This window comes from Vibrio sp. 10N.239.312.C11 (assembly GCF_041466065.1).
Classification (GTDB): Bacteria; Pseudomonadota; Gammaproteobacteria; order Enterobacterales; family Vibrionaceae; genus Vibrio; species Vibrio tasmaniensis_A.
Genome location: NZ_JBFSRZ010000028.1, coordinates 17,794 through 42,122, shown reverse-complemented (window position 1 = coordinate 42,122; position 24,329 = coordinate 17,794). Strand labels below are relative to the sequence as shown.

Below are 24,329 nucleotides of genomic sequence, written 5' to 3'. Positions count from 1 at the left end.
GTTTTTATGCTTTTTGACCTTGAATTTACATTTGTCATCCTCATGTTAATGAACAGAAGAGTGGCATAATGTGCAACGCCCCTATGGTTATTCAACATAAAGTATAGATGTTTTGGAGTAAAAATGAGCGAAACGGCAACGCAAAATAAAGAGACTCGTGGCTTTCAATCTGAAGTAAAACAACTACTTCATCTAATGATTCACTCACTGTATTCAAATAAAGAAATCTTTCTACGTGAGCTGATCTCTAACGCATCTGACGCGGCTGATAAGCTTCGTTTCCAAGCGCTATCAAATGGCGACCTTTACCAAGGCGATGCTGATTTAGGTGTGAAACTTTCGTTCAACGCTGAAGCAAATACTTTAACGATCTCTGATAACGGCATCGGTATGAGCCGCGACAACGTTATCGAGCATTTGGGTACGATTGCTAAATCAGGTACGGCTGACTTTTTCTCAAAGCTGTCTGATGACCAAAGCAAAGACTCTCAGCTTATTGGCCAATTTGGTGTTGGTTTCTATTCTGCATTTATCGTTGCAGACGCAGTGACTGTTCGCACTCGAGCAGCTGGACTTGCTAATGACCAAGCCGTGCAATGGCACTCTGCGGGTGAAGGTGATTACACTATCGAAGACATCACGAAAGAATCTCGTGGTACAGACATCATTCTTCATATGCGTGAAGACGGCAAAGAGTTCCTAAATGAATGGCGTCTACGTGAAGTGATTGGTAAGTATTCTGATCACATCGGTATTCCTGTCTCTATCTTCACAGCGGTGAAAGATGACGAAGGTAAAGACACCGAAGAGAAGCATTGGGAGCAAATTAACAAGGCTCAAGCGCTTTGGACTCGTAACAAGTCTGATATCGAGAAAGAAGAGTACCAAGAGTTTTACAAGCACGTATCTCACGACTTTGCTGATCCACTAACCTGGAGCCACAACAAAGTTGAAGGTAAGAACGACTACACAAGCCTGCTTTATATTCCTGCGAAAGCACCTTGGGATATGATGAACCGCGATCATAAGAGCGGCTTGAAACTATACGTGCAACGTGTGTTTATTATGGATGACGCAGAGCAGTTTATGCCATCTTACATGCGCTTCGTTCGCGGCTTGATTGATTCAAACGATTTACCATTGAACGTGTCTCGTGAAATCCTTCAAGATAACAAAGTGACTCAGTCTCTTCGTGGCGCATGTACTAAGCGTGTACTCACTATGCTTGAGCGCATGGCGAAGAATGACAACGATAAGTACTTGGAGTTTTGGAAAGAGTTCGGCCTAGTATTGAAAGAAGGCCCAGCAGAAGACATGGCGAACAAAGAAAAAATCGCTGGTCTACTTCGTTTCTCATCAACGGAAGTGGGTTCTGTTGAGCAAACCATCAGCCTAGCTTCTTACGTAGAACGTATGAAGGAAGATCAAGACAAGATCTATTACCTAACGGCAGACAGCTATGCTGCAGCTAAGAACAGTCCACACTTGGAGCAGTTCAAAGCAAAAGGCATTGAAGTGGTTCTAATGTACGATCGTATTGATGAGTACGTAATGAATTACCTGACTGACTTCGACGGCAAACAGTTCCAATCGATCACTAAAGCGGGCTTAGACCTAAGCAAGTTTGAAGGCGAAGAAGAGAAAGAGAAGCAAAAAGAGACAGAAGAAGAGTTCAAATCTGTTGTTGAGCGCACTCAATCTTACCTAGGTGGTCGTGTTAAAGAAGTTCGGACTACGTTCAAGTTAGCAACAACACCTGCGGTTGTGGTGACTGATGACTTCGAAATGGGCACGCAAATGGCTAAGCTTCTTGAAGCTGCGGGTCAAGCTGCACCTGAAGTTAAGTACATCTTTGAAATTAACCCTGAGCACGCACTTGTGAAACAGATGGCTGATGAAGCGGACGAACAAGCGTTTGGCCGTTGGGTTGAGCTACTACTTGGTCAAGCTATGCTGGCTGAAAAGGGCTCAATGGAAGATCCGTCACAATTCTTAGGTGCAATCAACGAACTACTGACAAAACGTTAGTCTTTCGACTTTGGGCTAAGCTCATAATTATAAATAAAAGCTCGCTAATGCGGGCTTTTTTTGTGAACGTCGCTTAACTTCATCGAAATGTCGCTAAAGTTGCTAATGAGACGAACGCAAACGCTGTCGATACATTCTTTAGTCTTAATTTCAGCAAAATTGAATATTAATGTGATAGAATGCTCGACCTAATCAGCTGGCACTATGAACCTATCATCTCCAGTTGTATGATTTTTAAACGTTATACCGAAACTTACCGTTTTGCTTCTGTTTACAGTTGTGCTTAGCCTCAGTTGTTACTTAACCTCTCTTGTTCGACTTAAATTGAACCAGAGAGGCGGGATAGTGAGCTTCGGTATAAATCATAATTTTTATAAGAGGATTAAACATGCGCATCATTCTTCTAGGTGCTCCTGGCGCGGGTAAAGGTACTCAAGCTAACTTCATCATGAACAAATTTGGTATCCCTCAAATTTCAACTGGTGACATGCTACGTGCTGCTATCAAAGCGGGTACTGAGCTTGGTAAGCAAGCAAAATCAGTAATCGACGCTGGTCAGCTAGTTTCTGATGAAATTATCCTTGGTCTTATCAAAGAGCGTATCGCTCAAGATGACTGTGAGAAAGGTTTCCTACTAGACGGTTTCCCACGCACAATCCCTCAAGCTGATGGCCTAAAAGAAATGGGTATCGCAGTAGACTACGTTGTTGAATTCGACGTAGCTGACGATGTGATTGTTGAGCGTATGGCTGGTCGTCGTGCTCACCTTCCTTCTGGCCGTACATACCACAATGTGTACAACCCACCTAAAGAAGAAGGTAAAGATGACATCACAGGCGAAGAGCTAGTGGTTCGTGATGACGACAAAGAAGAAACAGTTCGTGCACGTCTAGGTGTATACCACGATCAAACAGCTCCGCTTATCTCTTACTACGGTAAAGAAGCTGAAGCAGGTAACACTAAGTACCTTAAGTTCGACGGTACTAAGCAAGTTGCTGAAGTTAGTGCAGAACTTGAGAAAGCACTAGCATAATTGGCTAACAGCCAGTTTTAGAATTTGATATATTGGAAGCGACCTTAAGGTCGCTTTTTTTGTTTCAATTTTTAGTCATATACCAATCTAGATAAACTCGATTGTGCACTGTTTCCGTGGTACGGCTTAGATTCGCGCGGCTAACGATCAATGTGATGTTGTGATCACCTAGGTTAAGAACGATTATTCTTAAATTTAGTGGCACAACAATGATCTTAAACTTATGTAGATTAGTATATTACGTTCCAGAAAATTACATATTGGTCTCAGGTATCTATGGAAAATAATAACAAGCAGGGCGTTTTACTGGTGAACTTAGGAACACCAGACTCAGCGACCCCAGCTGGCGTTCGTCGATTTTTGAGTGAATTCTTACACGACAAGCGAGTCGTAAACTTAACGCGTTGGTTGTGGTGTCCTATTTTACATGGGGTGATCTTACCGATTAGAGCGCCGAAAGTGGCTAAGCTGTATCAGTCTGTTTGGATGGATGAAGGCTCACCACTGCTTGTGTACTCTCAAAGACAAGCCGAAAAGCTCCAGAAAAAATTACAGATACCCGTAGCGCTGGGTATGACCTATGGTAACCCAAGCCTTAAAACGGGCGTTGAGCAATTAATGGGTCAGGGCGTTGAAGACATCATCGTATTGCCTTTATATCCTCAATACTCAGGCACAACCACAGCGGCCGTATCTGATGGCTTAACCAAGGCCTTTAAGCAGATGCCAGTGATTCCGAGCTATCGCTTTATTCGCGACTACTACGCGCACCCAAGCTACGCAAAAGCATTGGCTGAAAGCGTGCGTAGCCATTGGGATGAAAATGGTAGAGCCGATCATTTAGTTTGTTCTTTCCACGGTATTCCGAAACGATTGGCTGATGAAGGCGACATCTACCCACAGCATTGTGAAGCGACAACAGAGCTCCTTGCTGCTGAGTTAGGCTTATCAGCGGATGATATCACCATGACATACCAATCTCGATTTGGTCGAGAAGAGTGGTTGAAGCCATACACTGACGAGACACTTGAATCATTGCCAAGCAAAGGCATCAAAAAAATCGATATTATGGCGCCTGCATTTTCTGTGGATTGTTTAGAAACGTTAGAAGAGATTTCGGATCAGTGTAAAGAGACCTTCATTGACGCTGGTGGCTCAGACTTTAGCTACATTACGTGTCTGAATGATAGAGACTCGCACATCGATATGATGGCGGAGTTAGTGGCGCTGTATCGTTAAATACGACTTCGCCTAAACTGTCATGCACATCTAAAAATAACAAAAGGGCTGCTCATTGAGCAGCCCTTTTTGATCTGGATGTTTCTTCTTGAAATAGGTCTAGATATTAAGCAACCGAAGTTTCTGCTTTTGGCTCTGCTTCAAGCATCATGTTGCTTTCTACGCCATGCATCCATGATACAAGCTTGCCAGCACAAAGAAGAAGTAAGACGCCACTTATTGTCGCTGTAATTGCGATACCACCGAAGATAGACATTGCGCCAAGCTCACCAACGTGAGAACCCACAAGGCCAGCTACGTAGTTTGCGACAGCGTTGAAGCCAAACCATGCACCCATCATTAGCGATGCGAGACGAAGCGGAGCTAACTTAGTGACCAACGACAGGCCAATAGGAGATAGACAAAGTTCGCCAAGGGTATGGAAGAAGAAAGCACCTACTAGCCACAGCATTGATGTTTTCACTGTTAGGTCGCCACCTTGCTCCATTACAGCGCCCATCATGCACACAAAACCAAGAGCTAGGAAGAACAAAGCCATTGCAAATTTCACTGGAGAATTTGGTTCACGCTTACCAAGCTTAACCCAAAATGCAGCAATGATTGGTGCAAGTGTAATGATGAAGAATGGGTTCAGAGATTGGAACCACGCTGCTGGGACTTCAAAGCCACCAATCATGCGGTCAGTATATTGTTGAGTATAGATATTCATCAGACCGCCAGCTTGTTCAAAGCCCGCCCAGAAAACTATGACGAATAGACCCATAACCAGAATAACTTTTAATCGATCGAACTCTTCTTTGGTTAGTGGCGTTTTTTCTTTTGATTTGTTCAGTGCTTTTGCTCGCGCAGCTGCGGGCACTGAACCAATGTTACCTAACCAAGATTGAGCCATTGTCATTTGCATGATTAAGCTAATAACCATACCAATACCAGCGGCTAAGAAACCTGCTTTCCAGCCGAAAGAGTCGACAGCAGCGCCTGAAATCAAGCCACCTAATAATGCACCTAAGTTGATGCCCATGTAGAAAATGGTGAATGCACCGTCACGGCGGTTATCGCCTTCTTGGTATAGGTCGCCAACCATGGTCGAGATGTTTGGCTTAAACATACCGTTACCACTGATAAGTAGTGCTAAACCTAGATAAAGAGCATTTACTTGGTCTAAGCCAATAGCGCCGTTAGGAAGAGCGAGTGTAAACTGGCCGAGTGCCATTAATACACCACCCACTAGGATCGATTTACGTTGTCCTAAGTAGTTATCGGCAATCCAGCCACCGATCAATGGCGTGATGTAGACTAAGCCAGTGTAAATACCGTAGAGATCAAGTGCGTCTTTCGTTGACCAACCAAGTCCACCGTTGAGGGTCGTGTCAGTCAAAAATAAAACAAGGATGGCACGCATCGCGTAGTAGGAGAAACGTTCCCATAGCTCTGTGCTAAATAATAAAAATAGGCCTCTAGGGTGGCCAAAGATGTTGTGATTGCTTGGCATAAGTTTTACTAATTTTAGATATTAAAAGATTTTATAGTCATTCATGTATACACAGTAGGGTAAAAGTCTGCAATAGGCGTATTTTGTGGTCACGATAACTTGGTTTTGCTAAGACGTTGATATTAAATAAATTTACTTTTAATGTGGCCCATTCTACTTGTGCTGCAAACTAATTTTCCATATTTGACCTGGTTGGTTAGTAACCTTTTTTAAAACCCTATCCAATAAAAATGTTTAGATCTATTGCCCTAGCCTATCGTTATGATCTTATAGGGAATGTTATTCATATTATCTGCGATATACATATGCTTACAGCAATGAGTCTTTTGATCTCTAAATGTTCCTTGTACAATGACTGACCAAATTTTTTACCTATGACTTTTTGGTTGATAAGTCTGTCTGTTCCGCGTAATTTCTCGCTTATCAGGACTCATTTATTAACGGCGACTAAATTGTTTTAGGCTGTGGTTAAATGTCCAAAGAACGAAGATGGCGAGTTAAATGAAACGTTGGTATTTACTTTACTGTAAGCGTGGTGATCAAAAACGCGCTCAACAGCACCTAGAAAATCAGGGGGTAGAGTGCTTTTACCCTCAAATAGAAGTCGAAAAGGTAGTGAGAGGGAAAGAGAAGTTGGTCCAAGAACCGCTGTTCCCATCATATATCTTTGTCCGTTTTGATTATGAGCAAGGCCCAAGCTTTACTACCGTTCGTTCAACTCGTGGTGTTGTCGACTTTATTAAGTTCGGTGCAAGGCCGTATGAAGTCCAAGGTGATTTGGTTTTTGAGCTAAAAGAGTTCGAGAAGTGTTGCAGTAGCGAAGTTGAAGATTGCTGTGTTGAGTTTGAATCAGGGCAAGTTGTCAAAATTAATAGTGGCCAGTTTGCGGGTGTTGAAGCTATTTACCATCAGAAAGATGGCGAAGCTCGATCCATTATGCTCGTAAAAATGATCAGCCAAGTGGTTCCGATCAGTATTGAAAACGAAGCACTACAAGCTCACGTATAAGTGAAATATTAAAAAGTAAAAACTAGGCTTAAAACAAAAAGGCGCATAATACGCCTTTTTTAGTATTTGATTTTTCAAACGCTTAAGCGTTATAGGCGTCGTTGTGAACGGCTTGTACCGCACGGCCTGATGGGTCTACACAGTTTTTGAATGACTCATCCCACTCGATCGCTTTTGCTGATGAACAGGCAACTGAAGGGCCGCCAGGTACACACTCTGCCGCCGATTCTAGAGGGAATAGCTCCTCAAAGATTTCACGGTAAGCATAACCTTCTTTGGTTGTTGGTGTGTTGTAAGGGAAACGGAACTGAGCAGCTTCCATTTGTTGATCCGTTACTTTTTCTTCAGCCGTTGCTTTCAATGTATCAATCCAGTCGTAGCCAACACCATCAGAGAACTGTTCTTTTTGGCGCCATGCGATTGAATCTGGTAAGTAGTCTTCAAAACACTCACGTAGGATGTGTTTCTCCATTTTACCGTTACCGCACATTTTGTCTTCAGGGTTTAAACGCATAGCCACATCGATGAACTCTTTATCCAAGAATGGTACACGACCTTCGACTCCCCATGCTGCAAGTGATTTGTTTGCACGGGCACAGTCAAACATGCTTAGAGCAAGAAGTTTACGTACCGTCTCTTCGTGGAACTCTTTTGCGTTTGGCGCTTTATGGAAGTACAGGTAGCCGCCAAAGATTTCATCAGCACCTTCACCAGAAAGTACCATTTTGATACCCATTGCTTTGATCTTACGAGCAAGCAAGTACATTGGCGTCGATGCACGAATGGTCGTTACATCGTAAGTTTCGATGTGGTAGATAACATCACGGATGGCATCTAAGCCTTCCTGAATGGTGTAAGTCATCTCATGGTGTACAGTACCGATTTTGTCCGCAACTTCACGTGCAGCAATCAAGTCGGGAGCATTTTCTAGGCCAACAGCAAATGAGTGTAGTTGTGGCCACCAAGCTTCTGATTGCTCATCATCTTCGATACGCATTGCTGCAAAACGCTTAGCGACTGCAGAAGTGATTGATGAATCAAGGCCACCAGATAGAAGTACACCGTAAGGAACGTCAGTCATTAGTTGACGCTTAACAGCAGCTTCTAGCGCTTCAGTTAGCTCTTCTTTGCTTGTGCTGTTACCTTGAACGGCTGCGTATTCGTTCCAATCGCGGATGTAGTAGCGTTGAGGTTCTGCATCTTTAGAAGAGTAGAAGCTACCAGGAGGGAACTCACTGATCGTCTTACAAACTGGAACCAGTGCTTTCATCTCTGAAGCAACGTAATAGTTGCCGTGCTCATCGTAGCCTTGGTAAAGCGGGATGATGCCAATATGGTCACGGCCGACTAGGTATTCGTCTTTCTCTTCGTCATATAAAACGAAAGCGAAAATACCGTTAAGTTCTTCTAAAAGGTCGGCACCCATCTCTTGGTAAAGCGCAAGAATGACTTCACAATCAGAGTCAGTTTGGAACTGGTATTTATCTTCGTAGCGAGCGCGAAGTTCTTTGTGGTTATAGATTTCGCCATTAACTGCAAGAATGTGCTTTTTGTCTTGGCTGTATAGTGGTTGAGCACCACTGTTTAAGCCGACGATAGCTAGACGCTCGTGAGCAAGGATAGCTTTTTCACCTGCATAGATACCAGACCAGTCTGGGCCACGGTGACGAAGCTTTTTAGACATTTCTAAAGCAATAGGGCGAAGTGCTGCGGCATCACTTTTAATGTCGAGAATGCCAAATACTGAACACATAGAACTTCCTTTTAAATAATTTCTAAATCAACTGCATTCAATTTGCCATTCTGGCTAAAAAAAGCAACCGAATGTGAGCAAAAAAATAATATAAAGGGGTTTATGTTAGAAAATATCTACTTTTAAGGTGGTTTTGGTGAGTGGCGTCTAATTGCGGTTGGTTTTTTGAACAAAAACCTCTCAAAAGTGCAAAAAAATCGCAATTTTGAGAGGTTAAATGGAACATGTTGAATATCATATTTTATTGATGTTCGGATTCAATTGTTCACAAACATGTCGGGCAAAACCGCTACCAGCTTCGCTGTAAATGTTAAATGCCGCATCGACGCCATTCTCTTTCAGTGTTTCGAGCTGATCTGGATATTCGGCAATTGCCGCTATTTGACCTTTAAAGTTTCGTGATTTTAATTGTTCTAAGGCGGTTTGATTACCTTGGTGGTGAGGCATAGCCAAGATCACCAGTTTTACGTTTGCTGTGTCTAAGATTCGTTCCCAGAAATCCGGGTCAGTTGCGTCACCAGAAATAACGTTTCTGCCATGGCTTCTGTGGTTATGTGCCGCGTCTTCACGAACTTCTACACCTAAACTCACTTTGCCGTAGCGTGAGCGTAATTCGTCGTAGGCACCAGTACCAATGCGTCCCATACCAAGAATTAGAACCTGAGCCCGACCTGGGTCAATTCGTTTGTCACGTTGGTGGAGCTTCTCAGCAGCGTGCTCTTTTAACCAGCGACCTGATTGTTGATAAAGTTTGTGACCCGCTTTGTTGAGAGGTGCAGCGATTAAGAACGACAATGAAACGGCTATAGCCACTGCCACCAAGATGTCGCCAGACATCCAGCCCATCTTAAAAGCAAGGCCACCGACGATGAGGCCAAATTCACTGTAGTTAAACAGTGACAAAGAAGTGAGTAGGGAGGTTCGAACACGGAACTTGAATCGGTTTAGTACCAAGAAGTACAGAACGCCTTTCACTGGCAGTAACAATAAGAACAAGACTGCAAGCATAAAACCCTGAATAGTTGGCTGTTCTGACAAGCCAATATTCAAGAAGAAGCAGACGAGGAAAAGCTCTTTGAGGTTAAACAGCGACTTCGATAGCTCTGAAGCTTTTGGGTGACCGGCTAATAGCATACCTAGGATAAGGGCACCTAAGTCTGGTTTTACTCCTACAAACTGGAACAAGCCAGCACCAACAACTAATGCGAAGAAGATACCGAATAGCACCAACATTTCACCGTGCCCAACCCAATCGAGGACTTTGTAGAACAATGGGCGAAAGAAAGGCAAAGCGAACAGTGCGATCGCATACCACTCTGGAATTTTGCCCGTCGATGCAGTCAAGAATACGACAGCAAAGATATCTTGCATGACCAGAATGCCAATCGCTAGTGTGCCATAGGTAGCATTCATTTCCCCTTTCTCTTGTAGAGACTTGACCGCAAATACAGTACTAGAAAATGAAAGAGCAAAACCGAGTAGAACGATCTGTTCTATTGACATGGCTGCTAGAGATGAAATACCTAGGAACTTAAAACCAAATAGAGCGGCTGCAAAAAACAGAGTGGATAAAAGATTGTGGATCGTTGCGCCAGCCCAGATCTCTTTAGAGAGTAGGGTTTTGATGTCCAGCTTTAAGCCAATAGTAAATAAGAGAAGGGTGACACCAAGGTCAGCCAAAGTAATGATGGTGTCATTGGTTTCAAAGCCAAGGGCATAAAGCCCGAAACCTGCAACCAAAAAACCAACTAATGGGGGGAGGTGGCATTTTAAAGCAATAAATCCTGCGATAAACGCAGTGGATATTAATATAAGTTCCATAACTTGTTGTTGTAGTTCCCTAGCTTAAAAAAACGGGCCGTGTTTATACAAACACGGCCCGCGGAAAATCAGAATTGTTTTCTTTAGTCTTCAAGAAGCTTTTGCAGTAACACACCGTTGAGCATGGCGCGCTTAATCATGGCAAAGGCTCCCATCGTAGGATGTTTATCGATCTGTGATGCTACAATAGGCAGGCCGCTATGGAAAGTCGTTAACGACTGATTCTCTACATTGCGCTTAATTGCAGGGAAAACAATCTCTTGTGCCTTAGTAATATCACCAGCAATGATTACTTTTTGAGGGTTAAACAGGTTGATCGTCATCGCGATAGCCTTACCTAACTGGTTTCCTACTCGGACTAAGCTTTGCTTCGCGAGTTCATCGCCATTGATTGCGTGGTCACAAACATCTTGAATCGTAATATGTTCAAGTTCCGTTAAAGAAGATTCATAGCCTTGCTTAATGAGTTTCTGCACTCGATCAACGATGGCAGGGTTTGCCGCTACGGTTTCAAGACAACCGAAGTTACCACACTGGCATTGTTCCCCTAGCGGATCAATTTGGATATGACCAATTTCACCCACGTTACGGTTATGGCCTAAGAAAACCTGTCCATTAACGATAATACCAGCACCCGTACCACGGTGCACACTGACCAAAATAGAATCTTGACTGTCTTTACTTGCACCGAAGTAGTGCTCAGCAAGCGCCATTCCTCTAACGTCATTACCAACAAAACAAGCCACATGGAAAGTATCGCGAATAATATCGCTCAATGCGAGGTTATCGATGTCCGTGTTTGGCATGTACTCAACAACACCGGTCGTTGGGTTGACCAAGCCTGGAAGGGTGACACCAATGGCAATCAGTTGGTCGATCTTTGGCTGATGCTCAGCAATGAAAGCCTTGAGGTTATTGACCAAGCCTTGTGTAAGGTCTGATTGGTCTGAATAATCTAGGTCTTGTTGTTGGAAAGCCAACTCACGACCACCAAGGTCATGAAGGCTTATTTGAATATAGTCTCTACCTAAGCGTACAGCGACAGAATGAAAAGGGTCGACTTCTGTGGTTAGGGAGATCGCGCGTCTACCGCCAGTAGACGCTTGTTGCGCAACCTCTTTAATGAGGCCGCGCTCCAAAAGTTGGCGGGTAATTTTTGTAACACTTGCCGGTGCGAGTTGGCTTACATCAGCCACTTGTATACGACTGATAGGCCCTTGCTGGTCTATTAGTCGGTATACCGCCGCACTGTTTAGTTGTTTAACTAAGTCTACGTTACCTATTTGTCCGCCATTCATACTTAATTGTGCTCGTATTGTCCATTAACAACAGTCGCTTTAACGTTAAAGTCTCGGTCAAATACAGCTAGGTTTGCAACCATGCCTTTTTTGATTCGACCTAGCTTGCTTTCTACACCGATAGCCGTAGCTGGGTATAGCGTAGCCATGCGAAGAGCTTCGTCTAAAGCGATACCAGCGTGCTCAACTGTATTCTGAACTGCTTCAATCATAGTCAGAGCTGAGCCGCCCAGTGTGCCGTTTTCATCAACACACTTACCATCTCGGTAATATACTTTCTTACCGACAAAAATAAAGTATTCCATGTCAGCACCTGCAGGAGCTGTGGCATCCGTCACTAATACTAACTTTTCTCCCTTGATTTTGTGCGCAATTCTGATGTTTGCGTAATCAACGTGGAAGCCGTCGGCGATGATACCTGCATAAACTTCTGGCGTGTCGTAAATCGCGCCAACAACGCCAGGTTCACGACCAACCATAGGGGTCATTGCATTGAATAGGTGGGTAGCGAAAGTGATACCAGATTCGAAACTTTGTCGAGCTTCTGCGTAAGTCGCGTTTGTGTGGCCGATAGAAACGACAACGCCTGCTTTGTGTAGGCGCTCGATATGTTCTGGATCATTAAGCTCTGGTGCCAATGTTACTTTTGAAACTAGGTCGCTGTTCTCGCAAATCAGTTCAATCATTTCGCTGTCTGATTTACGAATGTGATCGACGCTGTGGATGCCTTTTTTTGCAACGTTTAGGTATGGACCTTCAAGGTGCAGACCTAGTGATTGGTTTTGGTACTGGTTGTGATATTCACGAGCTGCAGTAATAACTGCACGCATATCTTCGTCTGAAGAAGTGATGAGCGTTGGCAAGAAGCTAGTACAGCCTGATTTAAGGTTTGCTTCGTGCATGATCTGCATTGTTTCTGCTGTGATCTCATCGTTAAGCATTACACCGCCACAACCATTCAGTTGTAAGTCAATGAAACCTGGGCTTAGGCTTGCTCCGTTTAGATCGCGAACCTCGATTCCTTCTGGCAATTCAGAGATAGGACAGACTTTTTTGATCAGTTCATTTTCTATTACGACGGCATGATCGGTTAGAACATCACTACCAGTGTAAATTTTACAGTTACTTAGCGCGTACATAGTCAGCTAATCCTTATTTCGTGAGATCTTTTAAATTTGTTCGTTACCTAAATGTGGACTTAGTTTGCGAGCATCATTTACGTAACGATTTATCTTTTATGGGCGAACGGCTTCAAAATGGGAAGCTATTTAAGTTGTTGAAAAACATATGAACAATTGATCTTTATTATACATTTAGGTTCATTGTTAATGATTGTTCATAGGGTAATCTAAAGTTAGGAATATCATGTTTTTGCCTAATGATTAGATTTGAATTTTATCTATAAACGCTCATTTTTTTGAATGATAAAATAAGTTTTATGATCTCGCTAGCAAAAACCTCTGGATTTGGTAAAAACTGGTGATTAGGATCACAAATGGTAAGGTTTTAATTTGCGGGGCAAAATTAATTGAATACACTGAATAGGACTAAATTGAGCGACTAAAATAAGTTTCTCAAATGAATTCTAAAAAATCCTATAGGGGGAAACAACTGGTGAATATTCTAGGATATGCACAGAAGCTAGGTAAGGCATTAATGCTACCTATCGCAACACTTCCGATTGCGGCGCTTCTACTACGTTTAGGTCAAGGCGATCTACTTGATATTCCATTCATGGCAGAAGCTGGTGGAGCTATCTTCGGTAACCTACCATTGCTATTTGGTCTAGGTATCGCGATTGGTCTTTCTAAAGACGGTAACGGCGCAGCAGGTCTTGCTGGTGCAGTTGCTTACTTCGTACTAACAGCGACAGCAACAACAATTAACGCTGACGTAAACATGTCATTCTTCGGCGGTATCTTCGCTGGTATCATCGCAGGTCACTCTTACAACGCTTTCCATGCAACACGTCTTCCTGAGTGGCTGGCTTTCTTTGCGGGTAAACGTTTAGTACCTATCATGGCTGGTCTATTTGCACTTGTTGCAGGTGCTGTGTCTGGTGTGGTTTGGCCTGGTGTTCAATCTGGTCTAGACGCACTGGCTCACGCAGTATCAACATCTGGCGCTATTGGTCAATTCGTTTACGGTACTCTTAACCGTGCACTTATCCCTGTAGGTCTACACCACGTATTGAACTCATACTTCTGGTTCGGTATGGGTACATGTCAAGAAATCATCGTTGCTGGTCAAGGCGCATTCGCTAACATCACTCAACTTTGTGTTGACCCATCACTAGCTAAAACTCTAGTTGTTGGCCAAGAGCACACATTCACATTCGCTAACTCTGTAACTCCAGAAATCACTACTGTAGTTAAAGAAGTGACTGAAACTGTTAAATCTGGCGACCTACACCGTTTCTTCGGTGGCGATAAAGGCGCTGGCGTGTTCATGAACGGTTTCTTCCCAGTAATGATGTTCGGTCTACCAGGTGCTGCACTTGCAATGTACCTAGCTGCTCCTGCTGAAAAACGCAGCCAAGTTGGTGGCGCACTGTTCTCAGTTGCATTCTGTTCATTCCTAACAGGTATCACAGAGCCGCTAGAATTCATGTTCGTATTCCTAGCTCCTGCTCTATACGCAATGCACGCTGTATTTACAGGTCTGTCTCTAGTAGTTGCAAACATGTTTGGTACTCTACACGGTTTCGGTTTCTCTGCTGGTCTTATCGACTTCGTATTGAACTGGGGTCTAGCAACTAAACCATTCGTACTACTACTAATCGGTCTTGGTTTCGGTGCTCTATACTTCTTCACTTTCTCTTTCGCAATCCGCGCTTTCAACTTGAAATCGCCAGGTCGTGAAGATGATGACGAAGCTGTAGCAGCTCCTGCTGGCGACGCACCAAAAGGTGAAGTTGCACGTCAATACCTGAAAGCACTAGGTGGTCACGACAACCTAACTTCAATCGACGCTTGTATCACTCGTCTACGTCTAACTCTTAAAGACCGCTCTATCGCAGATGAAGCTGTTCTTAAGAAGCTTGGCGCTAAAGGTGTGGTTAAACTAGGTGAGAACAACCTACAGGTTATCCTAGGCCCACTAGCTGAAATCGTAGCTGGCGAAATGAAAGCTATCGGTGCAGGTGAAGACCTATCTGATGTAAAACTTCCATAGTGACGGAAGTGCTTAATTAAGAAGTAAAGTTACTCTTAAGTAAGTTTCAAATTGAAAGCCTCCCAAACGGGAGGCTTTTTTGTGCCTACTGTTTAAGGTCAATGAACCCGGTTCGTTCTATTCTTCATCGAATAGCAGAAATAATCGCAATTAACGGACGGTTCTTATTGTGCAAAGGCGAAGAATTGTGGATGATTAGCAACAATGATCTTTCTATCTTTGACAGGCGCTGTAAGCGACCATTTTCATTGGTACAAAAGATAACTTTCTCTGACAATACTAAATACATAGAGGTGCTATAGATGAGTGAAGCTGAGGCTCGTCCATCGAATTTCATTCGCCAAATTATCGATAAAGATTTAGCGGATGGTACACACAGTAGCGTGCATACTCGTTTCCCGCCGGAGCCAAATGGCTACCTGCACATTGGTCACGCTAAATCTATTTGCTTGAACTTTGGTATTGCTCAGGACTACCAGGGACAATGTAATCTTCGTTTCGATGATACAAACCCTGAAAAAGAAGACGTTGAATACGTTGAGTCAATTAAGAATGATGTAAGCTGGTTAGGCTTTGAATGGTCTGGTGATATTTGTTACTCATCAAACTACTTCGATACGCTTTACGCTTATGCTGTGGAATTAATTAATAAAGGCTTAGCGTACGTTGACGAGCTAAGTCCTGATCAAATCCGTGAGTACCGTGGCACGCTAAAAGAGCCAGGTAAAGCGAGCCCATACCGTGATCGCAGCCCTGAAGAGAACTTAGCGTTGTTCGAAAAAATGCGTGACGGTGGCTTTGAAGAAGGTAAAGCGTGTCTACGTGCTAAGATCGACATGAGCTCTTCATTCATGGTTATGCGCGATCCTGTTATCTACCGTGTTCGTTTTGCTCACCACCATCAGACTGCAGACAAGTGGTGCATTTACCCAATGTACGACTTCACTCACTGTATCTCTGATGCGCTAGAGGGTATTACGCACTCTATCTGTACGCTTGAATTCCAAGATAACCGTCGTTTGTATGACTGGGTTCTAGACAACATCACGATTGATTGCCAACCTCGTCAGTACGAGTTTAGTCGTCTGAATCTTGAATACACGGTAATGTCGAAGCGTAAGCTGAACCAACTTGTGGTTGAAAACCTAGTTCAAGGTTGGGACGATCCACGTATGCCAACTATTTCTGGTTTGCGTCGTCGTGGCTTCACTTCAAGCTCGATTCGTGAATTCTGTAAACGTATTGGTGTGACTAAGCAAGAGAACATGATTGAGTTCGGTTCACTTGAATCTTGTATCCGTGATGACCTGAACGAAAATGCACCTCGTGCAATGGCTGTTCTTGATCCGATTAAGGTCGTGATTGAAAACTACGACGCTGATACAGTAGAAACATTAACGGTAGCAAACCACCCGAACAAGCCAGAAATGGGTACTCGTGAAGTACCATTTACACGAGAAGTTTGGATTGAGCGTGATGACTTCCGTGAAGAAGCAAACAAAAAGTACAAGCGTTTGGTTCTAGGTAAAGAAGTTCGTCTACGTGGTGCTTACGTGATCAAAGCTGAACGTATCGAAAAAGATGCAGAAGGCAACATTACGACTATCTTCTGTTCTTACGACAATGAAACATTGGGTAAGAACCCTGCAGATGGGCGTAAAGTGAAAGGCGTTATTCACTGGGTATCTGCTGATAAAGCGTTGCCTGCTGAGATTCGTTTATACGATCGTCTATTCACAGTGCCAAACCCTGCTGCTGCAGATGATTTCGCTGCAACGCTAAACCCTGAATCACTTGTTACGCTAAACGGTTTTGTTGAACCTAGCCTAGCAGAAGGTGTGGCAGAGCAAGCGTATCAGTTTGAACGTACAGGTTATTTCTGTGTAGATTCGAAAGACTCTAAAGCAGACGCGCTAGTATTCAACCGCACGGTTGGTCTACGTGACACTTGGGGTAAAACTGAGGCTTAATGGCTTTGTTTTTCTCTACTCTATTTTTCCAAGCTCTGTTTCTCGGAGCTTAGTTTCTCAAGAGACGCTTAATAAAAAACCGGCTTAGAGCCGGTTTTTTTGTGTCTGGGAAATAACCAAATTGTGGGCCAAGCTACTGTGATTCTTAATACAATATCAGCCCAAATAAAAAACGCCGGCCTAAGCCAGCGTTCTGTGTTACTTCTTCGCTTTATGTGCGTCTGGGTTGCCTTTGCAATCCCCAGTGATGCTTTTACCATACAGATACAAACTGTGGTTAGTTAGCTGTACATTGTAGCGTTGAGCGATTTCTTTTTGTCTTTCTTCGATAAGATCATCAGAGAACTCGATAACTTCACCGCAGTCTAAACATACTAGGTGATCGTGGTGATGCTGTGTTGAAAGTTCGAATACAGACTTACCACCTTCAAAGTGGTGACGAGTTACAATGCCTGCATCATCGAATTGGTTTAGTACGCGATAAACGGTCGCAAGACCAATCTCTTCACCTAAGTCGATCAGCTTTTTATATAAATCTTCAGCACTAATATGTTGGCAGTCTGGTTGTTGTAATACTTCTAAAATTTTGAGCCGTGGGAGGGTCACTTTAAGACCAGCATCTTTTAGCGCTTGATTATTGTCTGACATATACTTTCCTGTTGATGATCTGCAGCAATTAACAGAATTCAATATTAATACCATTATAGTTTAGTCAGGCATAACAATAAACCACGAACTTCAAAGGGTTACTCACTGACATCACAATCTGTTTTGTAAATTGGAAGTATCTCACTTATAGTGGAGGTACGACCAGCCAGGTGACGGTGTTTTTTGATATGAACATGGATTGTTGTTATGAATAAGCAACTCGCAAAAATATATAAACCTAATATTGTAAAATTTGCACTCAATATTTGGCCTCCCTTTTGGGGCTCGGGAATTCGAATAGCCCACATTAGCGCTGACTTTAGGGTTGTTAAGACTGTGCTCAAGTTGCGGTGGTGGAATAAGAACGCTAATCGGACTCAATATGGCGGCAGTATCTTTTCTCTTACCGATCCCGTTTACTCGTTAATGTTAATGGGGATTTTAGGTGAGCGATATTATGTTTGGGATAAAGAGGCGAGTATTAACTTTATCAAGCCTGGTCAATCCGACTTGTATGCAGACTTTGAGATAAGCCAAGGGCAACTTGAGGATATCTATCGTCAGACACAACTTGGTGAGAAGTGTTTCCCCGAATTTATCATCCACGTTAAAGATAAGCAGGGAAGTGTGGTTTCGGAAATTCAGCGAACTCTCTATGTGAGAAAGAAGCCACAATTTAGAGAGGATGACGAAGCATTAGAAGCTGAGTGTTGATTGATAAATATTGAATAGAAAAAAACCTCCTATAAGGAGGTTTTTTCATATCTACATAACGGTCATTAATTGTAACAATTAACAACCGCTAATGAATTAGTCTTCAAGCTCTGCTAGGCACATCTCTTCGTGGATTTGTTTAACCCAGTTAGATACACGCTCATCAGTCAGCTCAGGTTGACGGTCTTCATCGATACATAGACCAACGAACTGGCTGTCATCGCCTTCAACTAAACCTTTCGATGCTTCGAATTCGTAGCCTTCAGTTGACGTGTGACCTAGGATAGTACCGCCTTTTGCTTCAACGATATCACGGATAGTACCCATAGCATCGCAGAAGTATTCTGCGTAATCTTCTTGGTCGCCACAACCAAAAATAGCAACAAGCTTAGTTGAGAAATCAATAGCTTCTAGCTCAGGGAAAAAGTCATCCCAATCACATTGTGCTTCGCCGTAGTACCACGTAGGGATACCAAGCAGCAGCAGATCGAAGTTATCGATATCTTCTTTGCTGCTTTTTGCAATGTCTTGAACTTGAACGAGCTGCTTGCCCAATTGCTTTTGAATCATCTTAGCAACAGCTTCAGTGTTACCTGTATCGCTACCAAAGAAGAGACCTACACTTGCCATAGAATCATTACCTTTCATTTTGTCTGTTGTCGGTGTAATAAAGTTCGGAGGAAATCGTTAGATTCCAGTTCCTTCCCAGCTTAGTTGGATTATCCCTTTTGCGATAAAGCCTGCGCAGCCAAGGAAAAGTACTAACCATACGATACGACGACCAAATGCAGGAACATTTCCCTGCTTTAGAACGTCTTTAATTGCCATTCCGATTAGAAAGAAAATCGCGGCAAACAGAAGATCTAAACCAACAGATTCAATGATGTTCATGTAGTCGTAAAGCATGGGAACCTTATATACCAAATTTGCTTGGGCGCACTATATCACTGTTGTGAGATAAAGTTAATCTGCTGTGATTACACAGCTCTCATTTATATCGACTAATCAACCTATCTAAGTGATGAATTTTCTTATTGCACGGAGCACTTCAGCGGGCTTTTCCGCGTGTAGCCAATGTCCAGTATTGGCGATAACATGTGCCTTTGCGTTGGAAAACTGCTGTTGAACGGCGGTTTGATGTTCAGCCGTCAGGTAATCTGAGTCACCACCCTTGATTAGCAAGGTTTTGACCGAGGTTTTGTCAATCGGTTCCCAACCAATAATCTGTGGGTAGTTGTTTAATAGCGAGGCAACATTGAAACGCCATTCCATGATGCCTTGTTCTGATTTGAACAAAGATTTCGTTAAAAACTGGCGAACCCCATCAATTTCGATATGTTTTTCGAGGACCTTAAGCGCCTCTGAGCGTGATGTCGGTTTTTCTTCTATCACAGCTTGTAGGCCTGCGAATACGTTGTCGTGACGACTTTGGGTGTACGCGACTGGTGCCATATCTAAGACAATCAATTTATGCAGCGTCAGATGTTGTGTCAGTGCCATCGCTACCTTGCCACCCATCGAGTGACCAATCACAGTGACACCTTCTAACTCAAGATCATTCAGCAGTTGAGCCACATCTTGTGCCATAGCTTGATAATTATGAGTGTCATTATGGAAAGATTGGCCGTGGTTACGTAGATCGATGCTAAGTACCTGATGATCGGTTTTTAGATCCCTAGCGAGCAAGCCAAGGTTGTCCAAATTTCCGAATAATCCATGGATCAAAACAATGGTGTGACCCTCACCTTCAATTTTATAGTTGAGCTGTACTGACATTTTTATCTTATTCATGGTGGGTTTGACGTAGAGTATCCGCGCGGATCTCGCTATAATCCCTCAGAGTTTAAACATTGAGATTGTGAAAAGCGAATGAAAACAATTGAGGTTGATGAGGACCTATACCGTTTTATTGCGGGTCAGACAGAACGTATTGGCGAAAGCGCTTCAGATATTCTGCGCCGCTTGTTACTGGTTGATAACCAAGGCACGGTTCCGATCGAAGAGATCGTTGAGCCAAAAGGTATCGTTGTTAGCAAAGAGGTAGGCTTTACTCCAGAGAAGTTCGATGGCGTTAAAGAAATGCGCTCACTACTAATATCAGATGAGTTTGCATCACTAAAGAAAGCCATTGATCGTTTCATGCTTGTGTTATCAACACTGCATAAAATCGACCCTTTAAGCTTTTCAGAAGCAACTCAAGTAAAGGGCCGCAAGCGTGTTTACTTTGCAGACAACGAAGCGACGTTGTTAGCAAACGGCAACACAACTAAGCCTAAAGCTATTCCACAAAGTCCTTTTTGGGTTATTACGAATAACAATACAAGCCGAAAAAGACAGATGGTTGAACAGCTTATGAGCCGCATGAATTTCCAAGCAGAATTGATAGAAAAAGTAACAGGTTCAATTTAACGAAATCTGATTTAAACCTCATAATATCCATGGCTAAGAAGATATTATGAGGTTTTTTTGTTTTTAAATTTTATATAAGGATGTCGATAATGGCTATGCACCCTCGTGCCGGGCAGAAAGCTCAGCAGGAAGATCTTCATAATATCCCGGCTTTAGTTGCAAACTATTTCTTACAGCAACCGGATGCTACTAACCCAGATCATAAAGTACTGTTCGGTACTTCAGGTCACCGCGGTACAGCAGACAAATCAACATTTAATGAAAACCACATTCTAGCGATCGCACAAGCGGTTGCTGAGGTTCGTGCCGATCAAGGTACAACAGGACCACTTTTCTTAGGCAAAGATACTCACGCTCTATCTGAGCCTGCTTTTTCTACGGTTATTGAAGTGCTAGTTGCAAACGGCGTTGAAGTTATCGTTCAAGAAAACAATGGCTTTACTCCAACTCCAGGTATCTCGCACGCGATTCTTACGCATAACCTAGTGAATGACAAAAAAGCAGACGGCATTGTTATCACGCCTTCGCATAATCCACCACAAGACGGGGGTATTAAATACAATCCGACACACGGTGGCCCTGCTGAGGCTGAGCTAACTCAAGCGATTGAAGATCGTGCGAATGTGATCATTGCTGAGCAAATGCAAGGCGTTAAGCGCACTCCTATCGCACAGGCTAAACAGTCTGAGCTAGTGAAAGAAGTTGATTTAGTTGCTCCTTACGTTGCTGACTTGGTTAACGTGGTTGATATGGAAGCAATCCAGAAAGCAAACATCAAGATTGGTGTTGATCCACTGGGTGGTAGCGGTATTGATTACTGGCGTCAAATTGGTAAAGCGTACAACCTAGACCTGACTCTGGTCAGTGAAGCTGTTGATCCTTCGTTCCAATTTATGTCTCTAGACAAAGATGGTGTGGTTCGTATGGACTGTTCTTCTCCATACGCAATGGCAGGTTTACTGGCTCTTAAAGATGACTATCAACTAGCATTTGGTAACGACCCTGACTACGATCGCCACGGTATTGTTACGCCAAAAGGCTTGATGAATCCCAACCACTTCCTAGCAGTGTGTATTGATTACCTATACCGCAACCGTGAAGGTTGGGGTAAAGACGTTGCAGTGGGTAAAACACTGGTATCAAGTGCTCTGATTGACCGCGTTGTTGCTGACTTAGGTCGCGAGCTTTGCGAAGTGCCAGTGGGATTCAAATGGTTCGTTGATGGCCTATATAACGGTCAGTTTGGTTTCGGTGGTGAAGAGAGCGCGGGTGCATCTTTCTTACGTAAAGACGGAACGCCTTGGTCAACAGATAAAGATGGCCTAATTCTTTGCCTGCTTGCGGCTGAGATCACAGCAGTAACGGGTAAGAACCCACAAGAATACTACGAAGAGCTTGCTGCTAAACACGGTGAGTCTAAGTATAACCGTATTCAAGCGGTAGCAAATGGTGCACAAAAAGACGTACTTAAGAAGCTGTCTCCAGAGATGGTTTCTGCTGAGACGCTTGCTGGTGATGCAATTACTGCACGCCTAACGCATGCTCCAGGTAATGGCGCTGCGATTGGCGGCCTAAAAGTGACGACTGAGAACGGTTGGTTTGCCGCTCGTCCATCAGGTACTGAAGACATCTATAAGATCTACTGTGAAAGCTTTAAAGGCGAAGAGCACCTAAAAGCAATCGAAGCAGAAGCTCAAGAGATTGTTAATCAAGTATTTGCAGCCGCTGGCCTATAATCGAATACAGATTAGTAGAGTTACAAGGTAAATAGTGAAAGGGTTGATGTGAAAGCATCAGCCCTTTTTTATAGTTTGTGGATAAAGCGGCTAGGACTAAGTGGTTGAATAACTGAATAGATTATCCGTGTGGCCAACTTTGTGGCATCACAAACCAAAACTGCCCTGATTTAGTTTGTCCATGAACGAAGCGATCACCAAACTCGGTGATAGGCTCGCAGGTGAAATCATCAGTGCCCGCTGCCCATTGCTCTTTGGTGAGAGGGTAGAGCACTTCCGTAATTAAATGAGCTTGGTTTTGATAGCACCAAAAACCGTTTACTTGGCTCGAATTAATGTCATAGCCCAAACATTCAGTAGGTACTTTTTGATCTAAGAAGGGGTTGGTATATAGGCGACCCTGCATGAGGAGGTGCTTTAAGTCGACATCAATCTCTGGATATTGCTCAACAAAGGCCGTTGAAGACGACATACCCAGCTGGTGGCTCAACATACGATCGAGCTTCTTATCCAATTGATCATGAGAGTTTGGCCCAAACCATGTTTGTTCATGGAGCAGGTAAAACTTAATCGCCACTTCCCAATGTTGCAGCTTTTGGCTGCTCTCTTCTTCAAGAATAAAGTCGATTGCACCGAGAGTTCTACCTTCCACATTGATCTGAATTTCATCGTACTTGATCGAATAATCAGGTGAAGCTTCGATGACTTGTTCACATAGGTGCTGGTAGAGGAAACTTAACCTAGGATTACCATTGTATGTATGTGATGCATCTATGGTATGAGGGCTTGAGAAGGCTCTGAGACCAGAAACGGGTGGTTTGATTTCCAGTAATGGCGGTGAGTCGATGACCCATTGGTAAAAACGTTGCAGTGCTGTCATCTGTTCCTCATAAACTAGCTCTTTATAAACATAACCCTGGGGCTTTCGACATTCTACCCGTAAATTGATATAACGACGTTATTATAAAGGTAAGCTGGAAATAAAAATGAATAACTTACAATTAGAAAAGCTACTTAACGAAAAACTGCAGCCACAGCAGATTAAAGATTACTGTCCTAATGGTCTTCAAGTTGAAGGTGCAACAGAAGTGAAGCGAATCGTTACTGGTGTGACAGCTTCTCAAGCCTTGATTGATAAAGCGGTAGAACTGAACGTAGACGCTTTGTTAGTGCATCATGGCTTTTTCTGGAAAGGCGAGTCAGAAGCGATTCGTGGCATGAAGGGCAAGCGCATTCGTACCCTGATTAAAAACGACATCAACCTTTTGGGTTACCACTTGCCGCTTGATATTCACCCTGAGTTAGGCAACAACGCCAAGCTTGCTGAGTTGCTTGATATCGAAGTCGAAGGCGGTTTAGAAGGGCACCCACAAGCTGTTGCGATGTTTGGCAAGTTGAGTGCGCCAATGACCGGTTCAGAGTTCGCAGAAAAGATTGGCCAAGCTTTGAACCGCAAGCCATTACACATTGCTCCAGAGAACCAAGACAAAATGATTACGACTGTCGGTTGGTGTACTGGTGGTGGTCAAGACTACATTGAGTTAGCGGCTTCTCAAGGTATTGATGCGTTTATCTCTGGTGAAATTTCAGAGCGCACTACGTACTCAGCGCGTGAGCAAGATATTCATTACTTTGCAGCAGGACACCACGCAACAGAACGCTATGGTGTGAAGGCATTAGGTGAGTGGTTAGCGAAAGAACATGGCTTAGATGTTGAGTTTATCGATATCGACAACCCGGTATAAAAAGAAAATATGGGATGTAGGATACGAGTCACTATAAATTTGTACCCGTCGATGAGACTGGCTAGTTAGAACTCTAATGGATTTTATTTCGAGAGATCTCAAGTAATTCGTCATTCCCTAGACTGACGAAGGAAGGAGTAGGGAATCTCTAAAAGCTTGTCGATACAATTAGTGAGATCCCCAACTCGCTCGTCCCTCACTCTTGAGGATGACGGAGTTGAGAGCATATAAAAGAAAAGGGTTGATGTTAATACATCAACC

Annotated in this window: 20 protein-coding genes; 10 read left to right on the top strand and 10 right to left on the bottom strand. The window is 43.4% G+C overall.

Annotated elements, in window-relative coordinates:
* Positions 1-123 precede the first annotated feature (123 nt).
* The 3 genes from htpG (at position 124) to hemH (ending at position 4,300) form a co-directional block, all read left to right on the top strand.
* Positions 124-2,028 carry a molecular chaperone HtpG gene (gene htpG, locus AB6D07_RS13350; protein ID WP_017103239.1) on the top strand — a complete coding sequence of 635 codons (1,905 nt, stop codon included), beginning with the start codon at positions 124-126 and terminating at the stop codon, positions 2,026-2,028.
* 388 nt (positions 2,029-2,416) lie between these two features.
* Complete coding sequence (adk, locus tag AB6D07_RS13345) at positions 2,417-3,061, top strand: adenylate kinase (protein ID WP_009847341.1); 645 nt, start codon at positions 2,417-2,419, stop codon at positions 3,059-3,061.
* 276 nt (positions 3,062-3,337) lie between these two features.
* A complete protein-coding gene (hemH, locus tag AB6D07_RS13340) occupies positions 3,338-4,300 on the top strand; it encodes a ferrochelatase (RefSeq protein ID WP_017103238.1) in 963 nt (320 codons plus the stop codon).
* A gap of 106 nt (positions 4,301-4,406) precedes the next feature.
* Here hemH and AB6D07_RS13335 read toward each other — a convergent pair whose 3' ends face one another.
* On the bottom strand, positions 4,407-5,792 hold the full coding sequence (locus AB6D07_RS13335) for a peptide MFS transporter (RefSeq protein ID WP_012604544.1): 1,386 nt from the start codon (positions 5,790-5,792) through the stop codon (positions 4,407-4,409).
* Between the two features lie 501 nt (positions 5,793-6,293).
* Between AB6D07_RS13335 and rfaH the strand changes: the two genes are divergently transcribed.
* Entirely contained in the window at positions 6,294-6,800 is a 507-nt protein-coding gene (gene rfaH, locus AB6D07_RS13330) for a transcription/translation regulatory transformer protein RfaH (RefSeq protein WP_009847338.1), read from the top strand.
* Positions 6,801-6,882: 82 nt separating this feature from the next.
* Here rfaH and asnB read toward each other — a convergent pair whose 3' ends face one another.
* The 4 genes from asnB to nagA all read right to left on the bottom strand — a co-directional run bounded on the left by asnB (position 6,883) and on the right by nagA (position 12,811).
* Positions 6,883-8,553, bottom strand: a complete 1,671-nt coding sequence (gene asnB / locus AB6D07_RS13325) for an asparagine synthase B (protein ID WP_012604542.1) — start codon at positions 8,551-8,553, stop codon at positions 6,883-6,885.
* Positions 8,554-8,787: 234 nt separating this feature from the next.
* The gene (locus AB6D07_RS13320; protein WP_009847336.1) at positions 8,788-10,374 is read right to left on the bottom strand and encodes a cation:proton antiporter family protein; all 1,587 of its coding nucleotides are present in this window, start codon (positions 10,372-10,374) and stop codon (positions 8,788-8,790) included.
* Between the two features lie 83 nt (positions 10,375-10,457).
* On the bottom strand, positions 10,458-11,672 hold the full coding sequence (locus tag AB6D07_RS13315; protein ID WP_009847335.1) for an ROK family protein: 1,215 nt from the start codon (positions 11,670-11,672) through the stop codon (positions 10,458-10,460).
* A gap of 2 nt (positions 11,673-11,674) precedes the next feature.
* On the bottom strand, positions 11,675-12,811 hold the full coding sequence (gene nagA / locus AB6D07_RS13310) for an N-acetylglucosamine-6-phosphate deacetylase (protein ID WP_017103237.1): 1,137 nt from the start codon (positions 12,809-12,811) through the stop codon (positions 11,675-11,677).
* A gap of 475 nt (positions 12,812-13,286) precedes the next feature.
* Here nagA and nagE point away from each other — a divergent pair, with 475 nt between their 5' ends.
* Positions 13,287-14,846 (top strand): N-acetylglucosamine-specific PTS transporter subunit IIBC, encoded by a 1,560-nt coding sequence (gene nagE, locus AB6D07_RS13305; protein WP_029222967.1) that lies wholly within the window; start codon positions 13,287-13,289, stop codon positions 14,844-14,846.
* Positions 14,847-15,148: 302 nt separating this feature from the next.
* Positions 15,149-16,816, top strand: a complete 1,668-nt coding sequence (glnS, locus tag AB6D07_RS13300) for a glutamine--tRNA ligase (RefSeq protein WP_017103235.1) — start codon at positions 15,149-15,151, stop codon at positions 16,814-16,816.
* A 198-nt stretch (positions 16,817-17,014) separates the two neighbouring features.
* Here glnS and fcrX read toward each other — a convergent pair whose 3' ends face one another.
* A complete protein-coding gene (fcrX, locus tag AB6D07_RS13295) occupies positions 17,015-17,464 on the bottom strand; it encodes a ferric iron uptake transcriptional regulator FcrX (RefSeq protein WP_004734226.1) in 450 nt (149 codons plus the stop codon).
* A 207-nt stretch (positions 17,465-17,671) separates the two neighbouring features.
* On the opposite strand from fcrX, the gene AB6D07_RS13290 reads away from it, so the two are divergent.
* Entirely contained in the window at positions 17,672-18,178 is a 507-nt protein-coding gene (locus AB6D07_RS13290; RefSeq protein ID WP_009847330.1) for a DUF4442 domain-containing protein, read from the top strand.
* 96 nt (positions 18,179-18,274) lie between these two features.
* Here the strand turns inward: AB6D07_RS13290 and fldA are convergent, their stop codons facing one another.
* The 3 genes from fldA to AB6D07_RS13275 all read right to left on the bottom strand — a co-directional run bounded on the left by fldA (position 18,275) and on the right by AB6D07_RS13275 (position 19,954).
* A complete protein-coding gene (gene fldA, locus AB6D07_RS13285) occupies positions 18,275-18,808 on the bottom strand; it encodes a flavodoxin FldA (protein WP_009847329.1) in 534 nt (177 codons plus the stop codon).
* 57 nt (positions 18,809-18,865) lie between these two features.
* Entirely contained in the window at positions 18,866-19,084 is a 219-nt protein-coding gene (locus AB6D07_RS13280) for a DUF2788 domain-containing protein (protein WP_009847328.1), read from the bottom strand.
* Between the two features lie 108 nt (positions 19,085-19,192).
* Entirely contained in the window at positions 19,193-19,954 is a 762-nt protein-coding gene (locus tag AB6D07_RS13275; RefSeq protein ID WP_017103234.1) for an alpha/beta fold hydrolase, read from the bottom strand.
* Between the two features lie 93 nt (positions 19,955-20,047).
* Here AB6D07_RS13275 and seqA point away from each other — a divergent pair, with 93 nt between their 5' ends.
* Both seqA and pgm read left to right on the top strand, forming a co-directional pair.
* Positions 20,048-20,587: a replication initiation negative regulator SeqA gene (seqA, locus tag AB6D07_RS13270; protein WP_012604536.1), complete on the top strand. Its 540-nt coding sequence runs from the start codon at positions 20,048-20,050 to the stop codon at positions 20,585-20,587.
* 89 nt (positions 20,588-20,676) lie between these two features.
* Positions 20,677-22,323 carry a phosphoglucomutase (alpha-D-glucose-1,6-bisphosphate-dependent) gene (pgm, locus tag AB6D07_RS13265; protein WP_029222966.1) on the top strand — a complete coding sequence of 549 codons (1,647 nt, stop codon included), beginning with the start codon at positions 20,677-20,679 and terminating at the stop codon, positions 22,321-22,323.
* Positions 22,324-22,444: 121 nt separating this feature from the next.
* Here the strand turns inward: pgm and AB6D07_RS13260 are convergent, their stop codons facing one another.
* Positions 22,445-23,203, bottom strand: a complete 759-nt coding sequence (locus AB6D07_RS13260; RefSeq protein WP_017103233.1) for a DUF1853 family protein — start codon at positions 23,201-23,203, stop codon at positions 22,445-22,447.
* Positions 23,204-23,309: 106 nt separating this feature from the next.
* On the opposite strand from AB6D07_RS13260, the gene AB6D07_RS13255 reads away from it, so the two are divergent.
* Complete coding sequence (locus AB6D07_RS13255) at positions 23,310-24,068, top strand: Nif3-like dinuclear metal center hexameric protein (protein WP_017103232.1); 759 nt, start codon at positions 23,310-23,312, stop codon at positions 24,066-24,068.
* The last annotated feature ends 261 nt before the right edge of the window (positions 24,069-24,329 follow it).